Annotated in this window: 14 protein-coding genes and 1 pseudogene; 3 read left to right on the top strand and 12 right to left on the bottom strand. The window is 68.9% G+C overall.

The genetic code is table 11. The features are described 5' to 3' along the window. Positions 1 to 44: 44 nt before the first annotated feature. The 3 genes from QQK35_RS07460 to QQK35_RS07470 form a co-directional block, all read right to left on the bottom strand. A complete protein-coding gene (locus QQK35_RS07460; protein WP_284253612.1) occupies positions 45 to 1,430 on the bottom strand; it encodes an ABC transporter substrate-binding protein in 1,386 nt (461 codons plus the stop codon). Between the two features lie 243 nt (positions 1,431 to 1,673). Continuing rightward, a complete protein-coding gene (locus QQK35_RS07465; RefSeq protein ID WP_284253613.1) occupies positions 1,674 to 2,192 on the bottom strand; it encodes a GNAT family N-acetyltransferase in 519 nt (172 codons plus the stop codon). Positions 2,193 to 2,268: 76 nt separating this feature from the next. Beyond that, a complete protein-coding gene (locus QQK35_RS07470) occupies positions 2,269 to 4,761 on the bottom strand; it encodes a glycoside hydrolase family 2 protein (RefSeq protein WP_284253614.1) in 2,493 nt (830 codons plus the stop codon). A gap of 158 nt (positions 4,762 to 4,919) precedes the next feature. Here QQK35_RS07470 and QQK35_RS07475 point away from each other — a divergent pair, with 158 nt between their 5' ends. Further along, positions 4,920 to 5,654, top strand: coding sequence for a fumarylacetoacetate hydrolase family protein (locus QQK35_RS07475; protein ID WP_284253616.1), 735 nt, complete (start codon positions 4,920 to 4,922; stop codon positions 5,652 to 5,654). A gap of 109 nt (positions 5,655 to 5,763) precedes the next feature. Beyond that, positions 5,764 to 6,423, top strand: a complete 660-nt coding sequence (locus QQK35_RS07480; RefSeq protein WP_284253617.1) for a GntR family transcriptional regulator — start codon at positions 5,764 to 5,766, stop codon at positions 6,421 to 6,423. Positions 6,424 to 6,439: 16 nt separating this feature from the next. On the opposite strand, the gene QQK35_RS07485 is transcribed toward QQK35_RS07480, so the two are convergent. From QQK35_RS07485 to QQK35_RS07495, 3 genes are all read right to left on the bottom strand, one after another. Further along, positions 6,440 to 7,432, bottom strand: coding sequence for a D-2-hydroxyacid dehydrogenase (locus tag QQK35_RS07485; RefSeq protein ID WP_284253618.1), 993 nt, complete (start codon positions 7,430 to 7,432; stop codon positions 6,440 to 6,442). 3 nt (positions 7,433 to 7,435) lie between these two features. Continuing rightward, positions 7,436 to 8,329, bottom strand: a complete 894-nt coding sequence (locus tag QQK35_RS07490; RefSeq protein ID WP_284253619.1) for an NAD(P)-dependent oxidoreductase — start codon at positions 8,327 to 8,329, stop codon at positions 7,436 to 7,438. 134 nt (positions 8,330 to 8,463) lie between these two features. Beyond that, on the bottom strand, positions 8,464 to 9,312 hold the full coding sequence (locus tag QQK35_RS07495) for an NAD(P)H-binding protein (RefSeq protein WP_284253620.1): 849 nt from the start codon (positions 9,310 to 9,312) through the stop codon (positions 8,464 to 8,466). A gap of 111 nt (positions 9,313 to 9,423) precedes the next feature. Here QQK35_RS07495 and QQK35_RS07500 point away from each other — a divergent pair, with 111 nt between their 5' ends. After that, positions 9,424 to 10,023, top strand: coding sequence for a CGNR zinc finger domain-containing protein (locus tag QQK35_RS07500; RefSeq protein WP_284253621.1), 600 nt, complete (start codon positions 9,424 to 9,426; stop codon positions 10,021 to 10,023). On the opposite strand, the gene QQK35_RS07505 is transcribed toward QQK35_RS07500, so the two are convergent. The 6 genes and pseudogenes from QQK35_RS07505 to QQK35_RS07530 all read right to left on the bottom strand — a co-directional run bounded on the left by QQK35_RS07505 (position 10,007) and on the right by QQK35_RS07530 (position 15,114). After that, the gene (locus QQK35_RS07505; RefSeq protein ID WP_284253622.1) at positions 10,007 to 10,429 is read right to left on the bottom strand and encodes a GNAT family N-acetyltransferase; all 423 of its coding nucleotides are present in this window, start codon (positions 10,427 to 10,429) and stop codon (positions 10,007 to 10,009) included. The two genes, QQK35_RS07500 and QQK35_RS07505, sit on opposite strands and share 17 nt — an antisense overlap. 89 nt (positions 10,430 to 10,518) lie before the next feature. Next, on the bottom strand, positions 10,519 to 10,794 hold the full coding sequence (locus QQK35_RS07510; RefSeq protein WP_284253623.1) for a type II toxin-antitoxin system TacA family antitoxin: 276 nt from the start codon (positions 10,792 to 10,794) through the stop codon (positions 10,519 to 10,521). Positions 10,795 to 10,880: 86 nt separating this feature from the next. Beyond that, the gene (locus QQK35_RS07515; RefSeq protein ID WP_284253624.1) at positions 10,881 to 11,918 is read right to left on the bottom strand and encodes a glycoside hydrolase family 2 protein; all 1,038 of its coding nucleotides are present in this window, start codon (positions 11,916 to 11,918) and stop codon (positions 10,881 to 10,883) included. Between the two features lie 499 nt (positions 11,919 to 12,417). Beyond that, positions 12,418 to 13,380, bottom strand: coding sequence for a glycosyl hydrolase 2 galactose-binding domain-containing protein (locus QQK35_RS07520; protein ID WP_284253625.1), 963 nt, complete (start codon positions 13,378 to 13,380; stop codon positions 12,418 to 12,420). Further along, a pseudogene (locus tag QQK35_RS20360) lies at positions 13,380 to 14,755 on the bottom strand (GH1 family beta-glucosidase). The gene QQK35_RS07520 and the pseudogene QQK35_RS20360 overlap by 1 nt, the downstream one beginning before the upstream one ends. Continuing rightward, a complete protein-coding gene (locus QQK35_RS07530; RefSeq protein WP_284253626.1) occupies positions 14,752 to 15,114 on the bottom strand; it encodes a tautomerase family protein in 363 nt (120 codons plus the stop codon). The pseudogene QQK35_RS20360 and the gene QQK35_RS07530 overlap by 4 nt, the downstream one beginning before the upstream one ends. Between the last annotated feature and the right edge of the window lie 23 nt (positions 15,115 to 15,137).

Below are 15,137 nucleotides of genomic sequence, written 5' to 3' on the forward strand. Positions count from 1 at the left end.
GCGATGCAGCGGAGCGCCGCCACGAGGGCGGCGCTCCGCTGCACCTACTGAGCGGCCGCGGCCTGCGCCAGCGTCGCGTTCGCTTCGCTGATGAACGTCGAAGCCGCCGCCTTCGCCGACTGTCGGCCGAACTGCACGTTCTGCACCACGGTCTGGAGCTGGGTGAGGAGCGTCGGGTAGCCGGCCGCGTGCACCTGAACGGGGAAGTTGTCCTTCAGCATCTGGTCGTTGAACTTCAGGCTCGCCGTGGTGGCTGGGTCGTTGGTCGTGGCCGTCAGCTGAGGGGCGAGGAGCTTCGGGTTCGTGACGGCACCGAGGTTCGACGCGAACGTCGCGACGGCGGTGGGGTCGTTGATCCAGAAGTTCACGAACGCGGCGGCAGCGGGCTTGTCGGCGCAGTCCGCGGCGATCGAGGGCCCGGAGACGTCGAACACGTTGCCGTTGGTCTTGGCCGGCCCGTACGGGAAGTACGTCGCGGCCGCGACCTGCTTGCTCGCGTTGAGCGTGGTCTGGTCGGCGAGCAGGTTGCTCGTCGCGACCTCCACGAGGGCCTTGCCCTGAGCGAGATAGTCGTCACCGGCCGTCGTCGGCTCCTCGGATGCCTGCGCGGGCGTCGTGGTGACGCCGGCCTTCTGCAGGTTCGCCCACCAGTCGAAGTAGTCGGTCAGGGTCTTCTGCGTGACGCCGAGCTTGTATCCGGTCTTGGTCTTCACGTAGATGTCGTCGCCGTAGCCGCGTGCGTAGGCGTAGAGCATGTCCATCGCGTTCCACTCGCCCTGGATGTCGATGGCGCTGACGCCTGCCGGCAGCTTCTTCTGCGCCGCGATCAGCCACTTGGTGTAGTCGTCCCACGTCATCTTCGTGGTGAGCGCCGGGATGCCGTACTGCTTCGCCATCGTCGTGTTCCAGACGAGGGTCGTCGACGAGGCGCCCGTGCCGATCATGTAGATCGAGCCGGACGAGGCGCCGTTGGCCCGGCCGCCGTTGATGATCGACTCCGGGATGCCGTCGGTGCTGATCGTGCCGTCCTTGATCAGGCTGTTGAGAGGCATCAGGACGCTCGGGTTGGTGTAGTTGGCCAGGTAGGTGGTCGCCTGCATGGCGACGCACGGCACGTTCTTGGCCGCGGCCTCGACGCTCAGCTGAGTCCAGTAGTCGGGGAAGTTCGCCTGCGGCTCGCCCGAGACGGTGACGTTCGGGTACTTCGCCTCGAACTGCGAGATCACCTGGTCGATGAGCGCGGAGCGGGCGGTGCTGCCCCACCACGAGAAGCGGATGTTGCCCGAGATCTCGCCGGGCTTGGATGAGGTTGCTGATGCGGTGGGGGTCGCGCCTCCCGAACTGCACGCCGTGACGGCGATGGCGATCCCCGCGACGAGCAGGCCGGCAGCGAGCCGCCGCCCTACCGAACGCACGTGGAAGTTACTCACTGTGATGGCTCTCCTCCGTTGGGGCCTACGCGGATCTGGGGCGATCCGCGCCTTCTGAGCTCGGGCTCGTCATGTCGCGCCTGCGCGCAGACGACCCGCCGGTAGGGACCATAACTTTCGGCAAGACTGTCTGTCAAGTATTCTGGTCGAGCGATTCAGCGGGCGGTCGGATACGGGCTCCATGAAGCCGCAGGCGCGGTTCGAAGCGGTCCGCAGAGCGGGCCCGGCACACCCTCGCGGGCGTCAGCCCCAGCGGACGAGGCGCACTTCCCAGGCGTCCGCGGCGGCATCGTGCAGCCGGCCGTCGTCGGGTGAGAAGCCATGCCGCCGGTAGAAGGCGGCAGCGCGCTCATTGCCCTCGAACATCCACAACTGCGCCGGTCGATCGCCGAGCGCGTTCTTCAGCAGGGCGCCCCCGACCCCTCTCCCGAAATGGGCGGCGTCGACGTAGATCGACTTGAGCTCGAGTGGGGGCAGCCGCTCGGCGGGAACGTCGGCGGGGCCCCAGCTCGCGACCCCCAGCAGCCGGCCCTCGGCGTCGTGCGCCATCGCGATCGAACGGGAGCCGCTCTCGAGGTAGGCCTCCCACTCGAGCTCGATGGCGGGCACCGACAGCGAGCTCAGATAGGAGGCCGAGAGGATCCCCGCATAAGCCTCCTGCCATGCCGTCCGCTGGAACCGCGCGATCGCCGGCACGTCGCCAGCATCGGCGCGACGGATCAGCACCGACCCGGCCGGGCCCGCGTCTCGACGTCGCTCCATCGCCTTCGCCTCACTATCGATGTGGCCGTGCAACGTCACGTCGGCACGCCCCACCTAGTGTGCCCCTGTCCTGCGCTCAATCGAGGACGACTTCGGTGACCTCCCGGCCGTCGAGGGAGTGCACGCGCAGCGTCCTCGCCGCCGCCCCGGACGAGTCGGTCGCCGTGACCCGGACCGTTCTCGGATATCCCGCGACGAGGGGCAGGAAGTTGTCGCTCATGACGAGATCGTCGGCGCCGTCGATCTGCGTGAGCTTCGACACCCCCGCGACCGACAGCGTCAGATCCCATATCCCCGCACCGGCTCGGGCAACCTCGACGGCGACCTCCGATCGCGGCGTGCGGAGTTCTGCCAGAGGGCACAGCAGCAGCAGATCCTCCGAGACGGGCTCGCCGTCGATGCTGAGGCGCGCGAGGATCACCTCGGTGCTCCGATCGATCACCTCGCGGTAATAGCCGTCCAGCGACAGCACCTCGGCGTTCGTGTCCTCGGCGACCTCGACCGACTGGTGCCAGCGCTTGATCACTGTTCCGTCGGTGCGCACGTGCACGATCTCGAGTTCGCCGGCCACCGCCCGCCGCGATCGGTTGGAGACGATCACGCGCACGGTGTCGTTGTCTCGGTACGCACCGACGACGGTCTGGGCATACAGCCGCGCGACCACGTAGTGGCTCATGAGCGGGCGCAGCCGGTAGTCGACGGCACCGAACTGGAAGAGGGGGCCGCCCTTGTTGAACGACCAGTAGACGATGCCGCGGTTCGAGCTGCTCCTCAAACGGAAGTTCGAGAGGGCGAAGTAGTCGGCCATTCCCTGCTCGACCTCGAGGGCGGCGAGGTACTCCCGCAGGCCGCCCTCGCTGTGGTAGTCGGTGAACGGCATCCTGATGAAGAGACCGAGATGGGTGCGGGCCTGCCACCGCTCGGCCCAGCCGAGCCCCGCGAACTCGTCGACGTCGAGACCCATGACCTCGGCGAGCGTCTCCGGCCGCGAATAGCTCTCCTGGCCCCAGCACGTCTCGGTCACGAACAGCGGGTCCTTGGTGGAGTTGAAGAAGCTGCCCCAGATGTGACCCTCGCCCGCCAGAGGCGACTGCGACGTCGATCCACCGTGCGGCGAGTTGTCGATATAGGGGATGCCGGAGTCGAGCTCGGCGACGATGGCCGGGATCGTCTCGGTGATCAGCTTCTCGCCGTAGAAGCGGTCCATCGTGTCGCGCCAGCCCCACTCGTCCCAGCCCTCGCGCTGCTCGTTGCCGCCGCACAACAGCACGAGGCCGGCGTGACGGCGGAGCTGGTGGACCATCTCCCGGCTCTCCGCCGCGAACTCCGCGACGAACTCGGGGTCGTAGTCGGGGTACACATTGCTGTGCAGGTAGAAGTCCTGCCAGATCATGATCCCGAGCCGGTCGCACTCGTCGTAGAAGCTGTCGGACTCGACGGCTCCGCCGCCCCACATCCGCAGCAGGTTGTTGTTGCCGTTCACGAGCAGCTCGAACACCCGGCGATAGGCCCCCTCGTCGCCGTGCACCTTCAGGTAGTCGACCGGGATGTAGTTGGTACCGCGCACGTGCACCGGCACCCCGTTGACGACGAACTCGAAGGTGGCCCGACCGGAGGGCAGCTCCTCACGCAGCTCGACGGTCTTGATGCCGACCGGCTGGCGGACGGCGTCGACGACGACGTCACCCGATTCGATGGTCGCACGAGCCTCGTGCAGCACGGCCTCGCCGTACCCGCGCGGCCACCACAGCTTCGCATCCGGTACCTCGAGGCGCAGATGCACGTCCGTCGGTCCGTCGCCTGCGGGCACCTCGGCGACGGCATCGGCCACGACGGTGTCGGGATCATCGGGCGACATCAACCTCACCCGGGCGCGAACCGCCGTGCCCGGGGCCGTGCGCGTGATCGCCACGCGCGCGTCGAGCGTCGCGGTGCCGTCGGCGACATCGACGGTCTTGACGAAGAGATCGGTGATCGTCGCGGCGGGCAGCGGCACGAGACTGACCGGGCGATGGATGCCGATTCCCAGCACGCTGGTGCCCACGTTCAGCAGGCTGCTGCCCGTGAAGAAGCTCCGCTGATAGCGGCGGATCAGCGCTTTGCCCGTCCGGCCCTCGATGCCGTCGGTGACGCGCAGCCGCTCGCGCGCCTCGGGGATCTTGTCGGCGACGCCGGACGCGTGGTTCCGCAGGCGCACGACGAGCCGGTTGCCGGTCGGCGTCAGTCGACTCGATTCGAGCTCGAAGTCGTAGTTGCGGTACGCGTTGCCGGTCCGGCCGAGGAGCTGCCCGTTGAGCCACACCTCGGCGAAGGTGTCGATGCCGTCGAAGTGCAGGCCCCAGCGGGGCGCCGACTCGAGGTCGGGAGCATCGAAGTCGGTCGCGTAGACCCAGTCCGACTCCGCGACCCACGCCGCCTCGCGTGCCGCCTCGGTGCCGCCGAAGGGGTTCTCGAGTCGACCCGCGCGCACCAGGTCGTACTGGATGACGCCCGGCACCACGGCCGGCAGCCAGTCGGCGTTCGCGGGCTCGGGGCCGTCGTCGGCCGGAGCCTGATCCCATCGGGTCACTCGCCACTCGCCATCGAGAGACAGGGCGGGGGTGTCGTGTTTCACTGGTTCTCCGCATCGTCGCGCGCCGGTGGCCCTGCTGGGCCGTCGAATCGACAATAGTCTGACAAGTAATCTGATAAGACAGAAATTTGTCGAGAGTCGCCAGGAGGCAGACCATGCGCATCGCCCGGGTTCAGACAGGCGAGGGCGCCGTGCCCGTCATGTGGCAGGACGGCCTGTGGGCGGTGATCGACGACCCGTTCGCCGTCGAACCGACCCCGACCGGTCAGACTATCGACGCCGACACCGCCCGGCTCCTCGCTCCGAGCGTGCCCACCGTCATCCTCGGCATGGCGCACAACGGCTCGCGCGCCGATCGAGCGCTCCCGCCGCAGGCTTTCCACAAGTCGGCGCGCACCCTCGCCGGCCCTGGCGACGTGGTGCCCATCGACGAGTCGCTGGGCCGGGTCGTCGTCGAGGGCGAGCTGGGCGTCGTCATCCGGCGCCGCGCCCGTCGACTCCAGGAGCGCGACGCCCTCGACGCCGTCCTGGGATACACGGTCGTGAACGACGTGAGCGCCGCAGACCAGAGCCCCCTCGACAGCTTCTGGACCCAGACGAAGAACGGCGAGAACTACAGCCCGGTCGGGCCGTGGATCGAGACCGACCTCGATCCGAGCGCCCTGTCCATCCGTCTGCGGGTGGCAGGAGCGGAGGTCGCGACGGGGTCGACGGCCGACCTCGCCCGCAGTGTGCCCGAGCTGCTGACCTACGTCACCCGGTACATGGAACTCGGGCCCGGAGACGTCATCATGACGGGGTGCCCCGGCACGATGCACGCCGTCCACGCCGGCGAAGAGGTCGCCATCGAGATCGAGGGAATCGGAACGCTCGCCAACCTCGCCGGCTGAGATCGCATCCCACCGCTCCCCCATCGCGCGCACGCCACATTACGTGTGTATATCTAGTGTGCTAGCAATACGGGGCGGCAAGCTTCTCCGACGAAGCTGAGGGAGTGACGTGACCATTGAGCTGAAGACGCCGAGCATCGTGGATGCCCTGGCCGACGCCGTGCGCACACGAGTGCTGACCGGTGAGTTCCCTGCCGGCTCCCGGCTCACCGAACAGGAGGTCGCGAGCCTCTACGGGGTCGCGCGTCCGACGGCCAAGGCCGCCATCGAGCGCGTGGTGCAGACCGGCATCCTCCGACGCACCGCGAACAAGTCCGCCCTGGTGCCGATCCTGTCGGTGGCCGACATCGAGGATCTCTACCGCAGCCGCATCTTCTTCGAGCGGGAGGTCGTCGCGAACCTGGCGGGCCGCCGCCTGGTGACCCCGGAGGCGAGCGCCGCGCTCGACTCGCTTCGGATGGCGGAGGGACCGGACGCGACGGCGCAGGCGGTCGGGTTCGATATCGGCTTCCACGAGGCGCTGGTGCACGCCGTCGGCAGCGAACGGCTGAACCGGATGTACGAGACCATCGTCGGCGAGGCCCACCTGTGCGTCGCGCACGAGCAGTCGATCTTCGACCCGACCCTCAACTGGCAGGAGCACAGCAACCTGCTCGAGGCGATCCGGACGGGCGACGTGGAGCTCGCCGTCCACCGCATCACCGACCATCTTCAGACGGCGGCCGATCGCCTGGTCGCCGCGCGGGCGGACGGCGCGGGGCTGCGCTGATCCTCGCGCTGCCCGTTCAGTGCGTGTAGAGGTCGCCCGCCGCCATCGCGTTCTCCAGTGGCTCGCCGGCGCGGTACCGGTCGACGTTCCGCTCGATGATCGCCAGCGAGCGCGCCACCAGATCCGGCATCTCGGCGGTGACGTGCGGTGTGATGATCGTGTTCGGCGCGTCCCAGATCTCCGCATCCGCGGGCAACGGCTCGCGCTCGAAGACATCGAGGCCGGCTCCGGCGATCGTGCCTGCGCGGAGGGCGGCGACCAGCGCGTGCTCGTCGACGACCGACCCCCGCGCCAGGTTGATGAGATAGGAGGTCGACCTCATCGCCTCGAGCTGCTGCTCGCCGATCAGGTGATAGGTCTCGTCGGTCAACCGCACGCAGAGCACCACGACATCGCTGCGGCCGAGCACCTCGTCGAGGCGGCCGCCGGCCGCGGCATCCACGTACTCGTCGAGTCCGGCGACCTGGCCCTGTGCCGCACCGCGGCCGTAGCCGATCACCCGCATGCCCAGAGCGCCCGCGAGTCGCACGACCTCTCGTCCGGTGTGCCCGAGGCCGACGACCGTCATGGTCTTGCCCATGAGGCCCCGGCGATCCTCATAGCCCGGCAGTCCGCGCCACAGTCGACGGCTCTTCATCTCCACCAGACCGGGCGCGTCATAGGTGAGAGCGAGGGCGAAGAAGATGGCGTGCTGCGCCAAGGCCGGCGCGGCTCGTCCCGCCGAGGCGGTGACCACGAGGTCGCGCCGCCCGATGATCTCCGGCCGAGCGCTGGCGTTCAGACCGGCATGGTCGCAGTGGATCCACCGCAGCCCCGGCGCCCGGGCGATCTGATCGCTCACGTCGCCGGCGAGCACGGCGACATCGGACCTCTCCAGCGCCCGATCGATGGCGGCGACATCCGACGCCGAGACGAACTCGACGTCGGCAGGCGCGAACAGTCGCCGCAGGTGCTCGCGATGGGCCGGTGAGTAGTCGACCGTCGCGAGCACGTGATGGATGGCCGGCACGGGTCAGACCATCGCCTCGGCGCGGCGGGTGTTCAGCTCGTCCGCCAGCAGATACAGAGCCGAGTGGTCGAGTGCGCCGTAACCCTGGGCGACGAGCGCCTGCATGAACTGCGACACCAACGCCGTCGCCGGCAGGGCCACCCCTTTGCGCCTCGCGGCGTTCTGCACGATGGCGAGATCCTTGTTGTGCAGCTCCACCCGGAAGCCGGGCCGATAGTCCTGCTCGAGGATCGCGTTCTGCTTGCGCGCGAGAACGGTGCTCCCGGCGAGGCCTGCACCCAGCACCGCGAGCGCGCCCCGCTCATCCACGTCGTGCGCTTTGAGCAACACGATCGCCTCGGCCAGCATCTGCAGATGGCCGGCCACCATGAGTTGATTCGCGGCCTTCACGACCTGCCCGGAACCCGCACCTCCGACGAGGATCGCGCTGGCCCCGATCGCGTAGAACAGCTCGCGTGCGGCATCGAAGTCCTCACGAGTGCCGCCCGCCATGATCGACAGGGTGCCCTCGATCGAGGCGACCTCTCCGCCGCTCACCGGAGCGTCCAGGCATCCGATGCCGGCCCTCGCCGCGGCATCGTGGACGCGCAGCGCACCTTCGGGATCGATCGTGCTCATGTCGATGTAGAGCGCGCCCCGCCGCATGCCGGCCAGGGCTCCGCCGTCACCGAGGGCGACCGCCTCGACATCGGGAGTGTCGGGCAGCATGGTGATGACGACGTCGGCGTCCGCCACGGCCGCATCCAGCGAGCCGACGATCGGCACGCCCTGCGCGGCGGCCGCATCACGGCTTCGGCCGGTGCGGCTGAATCCGCGCACGTCGAATCCCGCCTTCACGAGATTGACGGCCATCGGGCGTCCCATGATCCCCAGCCCGATAAATGCGACCGTCGCCATCCTCGCCACCCTCAGTCGAACCGAAAACGCCTCCCGGGAGGCTCGGCACTCAACGAATACTTGTCAGACAAAGTGACGTTAGCGGAGGTGTTGGGCAAAGGAAGCCACGGGCGGCCGCGAGCACGGCGGCACGTCTACTCGACGGTGAAGGCCAGCCAGGCCGAGAGCGGCCGAGGCGCACGGCCCACGATCTCGGAGAACGTCGGTGAGACCTCGGCCATGATGTCGTCGCGGGTCATCTTGTCGATGCCCAGCAGGATGCCGATGAACGCCTCGGGCACTCCGGCGCCGGCGAGCAACTGGGTCTGCTCGGCCTCGGTGCGCTGGGTGAAGGTGATCTGGGTTCCGCGCTGGGCGCTGAGCGCGGCCGCGACCTGCTCGAGCGAGAGCGACTGGGGGCCGGTGATCGTGTAGATCTTGCCGGCGTGCGAGGTCGGTCCGTCGATCAGCAGACGTGCGGAGAACGCAGCGACGTCGTCGGTGTCGATGAACGCGGCCGTGCCCGGGTCGGTCACGCCGCCCCACGCGCCGGCCTCGATGAACCCGGCCGGCAGGTCGATGATGGAGCCGAAGTAGGTGGCGGGGCGCACGATCGTCCACGCCACGTCGCTCTCCTGCAGGTGCGCCTCGATGGCGGTGTTCAGCTGCTGCACCACGACCGGGTAGTCGCCGCCCGCGCCGATCACCGACAGCTTCACGATGTAGCCGACGCCCGCCTTGGTGGCGGCGTCGATCAGGGCGATCTCGTCCTGCGCCTGCGTCTCAGAGACGCCCGCGGCGATGTAGGCGCGGTCGGCGCCCGCGAAGGCCGCCTCGAGGGTGGCCGGGTCGGCGAAGTCGACGACGGCGACCTCGGCGCGCCCGGCGAACGCGGCGGCGTTGTCGGCGTCGCGGGTGGTGACGCGCACCTGCTCGCCGGCATCCAGCAGCTGCAGGGTGAGCGGCGTGCCGACGTGGCCGGTCGCTCCAGTGATGACGATCATCGGGACGCCTCGAAGTGTTGGTGGGGTGGAAACGGTCAAAACCGTAACACCAATTTCACGCGGAGACACACCCATCCGGCTTTTGCCTCTTTCGCGCGCTACCATCGCAGCATGACGTGGAGCGCGACCGCCCGCTATGGCACCGACGCGGCGCCCGGACAGCTCGCGTTCGTGCACGACTTCCTGAGCACCGCCCCGGTGGGTCACCCCGCGCTGACCGACCTCCTGGACGACCTCGGGCCTGCGCAGTCGTGGTTGGACGAGGCCGTGCGCGCGCGCGGAGCCGATCCCGCCGAGGTGAAGCTGGGCTCCGACGACCTGGCACCGTTGAAGCGCCTGCGCAGCGCCCTCCTGACCTCACTCGACGGCGAGGCCGACGTCACGACGTCCGCTCCGAGCGCGAAGCTCTCCATCTCCCTCGACGCGAACGGCAGCGTGCAGCTGGACGGCGAAGGAGGGGCGGCGGCCCGTCTCACGGCAACCCTGCTCCGCGACGTCTACGACGCACAGCAGCAGGGAACCTGGCGCCGGCTCAAGGCATGCCGCAACCCGAGCTGCCGCATCGTCTTCTTCGACCGGTCCAAGAACAACAGCCGCGTGTGGGACGACCTCGCCACCTGCGGCAACCGCGAGCACCTCCGCACCTTCCGCGCGCGCCAGCGCGCCATGGAGAGCGAAGGCGACGCCGGTTCCCTCACGCCAGATCGGTGATGGTCTTCTCGGCATCCTTCGTCAGCAGGTACATGACCCGAGGCGAGTCCGGGACTTCGGCGAATCCGAACTTGCGGTAGAAGGCGACGGCGCCGTCGTTGAGGGCGTGGACGAGGAAGGCGCGGGAGCCCACGGTGCGCGATGCCTCGATCCCCTTGATGACGGCGTCCTGCAGGAGAGACGCGCCGAGGCCTTGTCCCGTGAATCGCTCGTCCACCGCGAGCCGGCCGATCAGGATGACCGGGATCGGGTTCGGGGTGCCATGACCGCCCAGAAGTCGGCCCGAGTGTTCGCGAGCGATCGACGATGAGCTCAGGCAGTAGTACCCGGCGACGACGTCGGTCTCACGCTCGATCGAGACGAACGTGCGGGATGCGTTCGCGACTTCGTTCCTGATGGCGCGCATACTGAGCCAGCTGTCCAGGGACTGCTCGCCGCAGCGGAACCCCGTGACGTCATCCCGCGGCGTGATCGCCCGAGGCCGGCTGAACGAGGTCAATCGTTGAAAACAGAGGGGCGGCGGAGCAGATCGGCGAGACCCGCAAGGGAGGCGGCCGGTCGGTCGAGGATCTCGTTGAAGGCGTCCCATGCATCGGCGGACATGTGGAGTTCGCGGTCCTGACGGATCACCTCGGCGGCCTCGTCCACCAGAAGCGGAACCGAGAAGTCCGTCACCGACCGACCCGAGATCGTTGCCGCCTGCTCGATGGTGCGCTTCTGCTCCCCCGTGAGACGGAGCTCGATGCGTTCGTTCTTCAGCGCCGCAGGCATGGAAGCCAGTGTACGGCAATCTTCCGTACAACGGCCTGCGGCCGCCCCTCTCGCAGCAGGGGATCTTGGCGGACCCAGGCGCAGATTTAGGACGTGCTCACCGTGCGGACGCGATCCCGCCCGGCGCCCGCCACGGTCGCGGATCCAAGCAGGTCGTTGAGCGACCGGACGACGTCGGCCTCCGCGAACCTGCTCGGATCCCCGTCCCAGCTCGTGCGGATGTCGACCACGACGGACTCGCCAGGGAGAAGGTCGATGAGCGACCGATCCGCGACCGCCTCCGGATCGACGATGTCGGCCAGGATCGCGAGGTCGCGGACCAGACCGCGAGCCGTGATCCGCAGCCGGCATCCGCCGTCGATTCGCTCCGCGACCGCGTCCACTGCCCCGGGATCGAGTGCGGAGTCGCGCGGCTCGGCGAAGAACCACAGCGCGCGCTCGTCGCCGAGCGTCGCCACGATCAGCTCGCCGCGCGCGTCCCCCGGCGCCGCGATGGCGGGCGTGATCGCGACGTGCTCGGCGCCCCATCCCTGCGCCGTCACCTCCTGCGACGACGTGGCGAGCTCGGTTCCGTTGACGGCGCGTCGGGTCACCACGAGCGTCGCGGACCAGTCCTCGGCCAGGTCGTTGACGGCCGCGACAGTGAAGCCGTCGCCGTCGGGTTGGATCGTCAGCAGCCGCGGGCGATAGGCCTCGCGCAGGGCATACCACAGCGGCTTCCGCCGTCCGAGACCGTCAATCGCCGCCCACGAGACGACGGGCCAGCAGTCGTTGAGCTGCCAGAGGATCGTGCCCATGCAGTGGGGCTGCAGGGAGCGGAACCACTCCACTGCGGTGCGGATCGCCATCGCCTGGTTCAGCGACATCGCCCAATGCCAGTCCCGCATGTCGTTCGGGAGCGGCAGATGCGGCACGAGGCCGTCGGTCAGTTTGACGTTGCCGTTCTCGGCTTTCTGGTGCACGAGCATTCCGGGCGACTCGGGTGTGAGCGGGTGGTCGGGAATCCAGGACTCGAGAGTCGACCACGTCGGCGGCCCCTGCCATCCGAACTCCGATACGAATCGCGGCCGGTAGTCGCGGTAGTGCGGATAGTCCTTCTGGTTCCAGAGGTCCCAGATGTGCATCGTGCCGTGCTCGGGGTCGTTGGGGTGGTGCTCGTCGTCCGGCGAGAACGGGCTCCCGGGGTGTAGCCCACGTGCGGCGCGAGCTCGTTGGCGATCGCCGGGAACAGCTCGTGGTAGTAGAAGGCACCCCAGCTGCGGCCCTCCAGTCGCGGCTTCCAACCCCAGGCCTCATGGCCCCAGAGGTTCTCGTTGTTGCCGTTCAGGACCACGAGGGCGGGGTGCGAGCCGATGCGTGCGACGTTCTCCCGCGCCTCCGCCTCGATCTCCGATCGCAGCGGCTCCTCCTCCGAGTATGCGGCGCATGCGAGGAGGAAGTCCTGCCAGATCAGCAAGCCGCGCTCGTCGGCCAGGTCGTAGAAGTCGTCGCTCTCGAAGAGACCGCCACCCCAGACCCGGAGCAGGTTGACGTTCGCGTCCACGGCCTGGTCCAGGCGTGTCGCCAGCCGGTGGCGCTCAATCCGCGACGGGAACGCATCGTCCGGGATCCAGTTGACGCCCTTCACGGCGATTGGCCGGCCGTTGACGACGATGCGGAAGGGGTTCCGGCGTCGTCCGGCGTCGTGTCCAGCTCGACCGTTCGGAATCCGATGGTGCGGTGTGCGGCGTCGAGAACGTCGTCGCCGTCGAGGAGTTCGACATCAACAGCCGTGAGCGGCTGCTCGCCGTATCCGCGGGGCCACCAGAGCGCGACATCCGAGATCCGGACCGTGAGCTCACCGCCGTCGCTCGTGATCTCGATCTCCTCGCTCGCCTCTCCCGCGCGCACCCGGAGCCGCAGCTGCGCGTCGCCGGCGCACTCGACATCCGCCCGCACGTTCAGCACACCGTCGGAGCCCTCGACGACCGGCGACAGCACGAGTCCGGCGATGCGCGCCCGGGACCAGCTCTCGAGGCCGATGGGACGCCAGATGCCCGATGTCGCGGTGTCGGGCCCCCAGTCCCAGCCGAAGCTGCAGGCCATCTTCCGCAGGGCGTTGAACGGGTGATGGTTCACGTGCGGTCGGTAGCCCAGCTCGAGACTGCGGCGGTCGGCCTCGGGGACCGGAGCGGCGAAGCGGATCTCGAGCTCGTTGTCGCCCGCGACCAGCAGCTCGCGCACCGGCACGCGGTAGCCGCGGTGCTGGTTCTGCGACGACAGGATCGACCGGCCGTTCAGGAGCACCTCGGCGACGGTGTCCAGTCCCTCCAGCACGAGGTCGGTGCGCGCGGCATCGTCGGGCCACCAGATGAAGGTCGTGCGATAGCGCCACGAGGTGCTGCCGATCCACTCCTGGGCCTTCTCCGCGAGACCGCGGTAGGGGTCGTCGATGAGTGCCGCCGCGATGAGATCGAGGTGGACGACCCCCGGGACCGCTGCGGGGACGGATCCCGCCGCGCGCACCGCGGTGGGCACGGGCCCCTCGATCGGCTCGACGGTCCAGCCGTCGTGAAGGGGGCGGCGGACGAGCGGTCCGGTGGTCATCATGCTCCTCTCGCGAGCTCTCCGCCGAGGAGGGCGGCGAGCCATCGTGCGCTGGTCTTGGGGATGCGTCGCTGCGTCGGGTAGTCGACGTACACGACGCCGAACCGACGGCTGTAGCCATACGCCCATTCGAAGTTGTCCAGGAGGGACCAGACGAAGTAGCCACGCAGCGGAAGGCCCTCTGCGATCGCGTCGCGCGAGGCCGCGAGGTGCGCCTCCAGGTACGCGGTGCGCTCCGGGTCGTCGACGGTGCCGTCGGGGGCGATCGTGTCGGGCCATGCCGAGCCGTTCTCCGTCACGTACAGCGGAAGTCCCGGTGCGCGCTCCGCCGCCATCCGCAGTACGTCGATGAGACCATCGGGATGGATCTCCCAGCCCATCTGCGTCGTGGCTGCTCCTGTGTCGACCATCCTGACGAACTCGCTTCCGGGATTCGCGCTGGGACCAGGCGGCGGCGCACCGGTCGCGGTCGTGTGCCGGCTGTAGTAGTTCACGCCCAGGAAGTCGATCGGCCGCGAGATCTCGACCAGATCGGCAGCGCCCGCGTTTTCGTCGAACCACTCGCGCTGGCCCAGGTCATCGAGCACGTCCCCGGGTACGCGCCGCGGAGCACTGGATCGAGGAAGAACCGGTTCGACAGTCCATCGATCCGCCGCGCCGCGTCGTGGTCGGCGCCGGAGTCGCCGGCCGGGACCACGGAGTACAGGTTGAGCGTGATGCCGACCCGCGCCTCGGAGCTCGCGCTACGGATCGCCTCGATCGCCCGACCGTGACCGAGGAGCAGGTGGTGCGCGGCCCTCGCCGCCGATGCGCCTTCGTGACGACCCGGCGCGTGCTGGCCGCTGGCGTATCCCAGGAACGAGGAGCACCAGGGCTCGTTCAGCGTGATCCAGTCGCCGATGACGTCGCCCAGCGCATCCACGACGATGCCCGCGTAGTCGGCGAACCGATCCGCCGTGCTGCGGTTCATCCATCCGTCGGCGTCCTCGAGCGCCTGGGGCAGGTCCCAGTGGTACAGCGTCGCCCACGGCGTGATGTCCGCCTCGTGCAGGGCCTCCGCGAGCCGGCGGTAGAAGTCGAGTCCGGCGGAGAGCGCGGGGCCGCGGCCCTCGGGCTGGATTCGGGGCCACGCGATGGAGAACCGATACGCACCCACGCCCAGGTCGCGCATGAGCGCGATGTCCTCCCGATAGCGGTGGAAGTGATCATCGGCGACGTCGCCGGTGGAGCCGTCGGCGATCGCGCCGCGACGTCGCGCGAAGGTATCCCAGATGCTGATGCCCCGTCCGCCCTCGTGGACGGCGCCCTCCACCTGGTACGACGCGGTCGCGGTGCCCCACACGAAGTCCGTCGGCAGGTCGGCGCGGCGCATCATGCCTCCTTTGCCGGAGCCAGCCAGTCGCCGTCTCCGTTCTCGGAGAGCGCGATCAACACGTCATCGCGGCGCAGCCCGAGCGCCGCGATCCGGTCCGCGATCAGAGCCGCACCTCGTTGCTTCACCTCCGGGCTATACCCGGTGAAGGCGAGGATCTGAATGAGGATGATGTCGGAGCGTTCCGCATCCGGATACGTGCGGCTGTAGAACAGGTCGCCGGGCTCGTGCACCGTGAAGATCTGGAAGAGGTCGTCGGCCGGCATCTCCCACCCGTCGACGAGAGCGGAGTGGATGGCGGCGCTGAGTTCCGTCCGGCGCAGGGCCAGATGCGTGTGAATGTCGACGCGGACCAAGGGCATGAAGTTCTCTCCTGTGGGGATCG

The sequence above is a fragment of the Pseudolysinimonas kribbensis genome (genome assembly GCF_030161895.1).
Taxonomy (GTDB): Bacteria; Actinomycetota; Actinomycetes; order Actinomycetales; family Microbacteriaceae; genus Pseudolysinimonas; species Pseudolysinimonas kribbensis.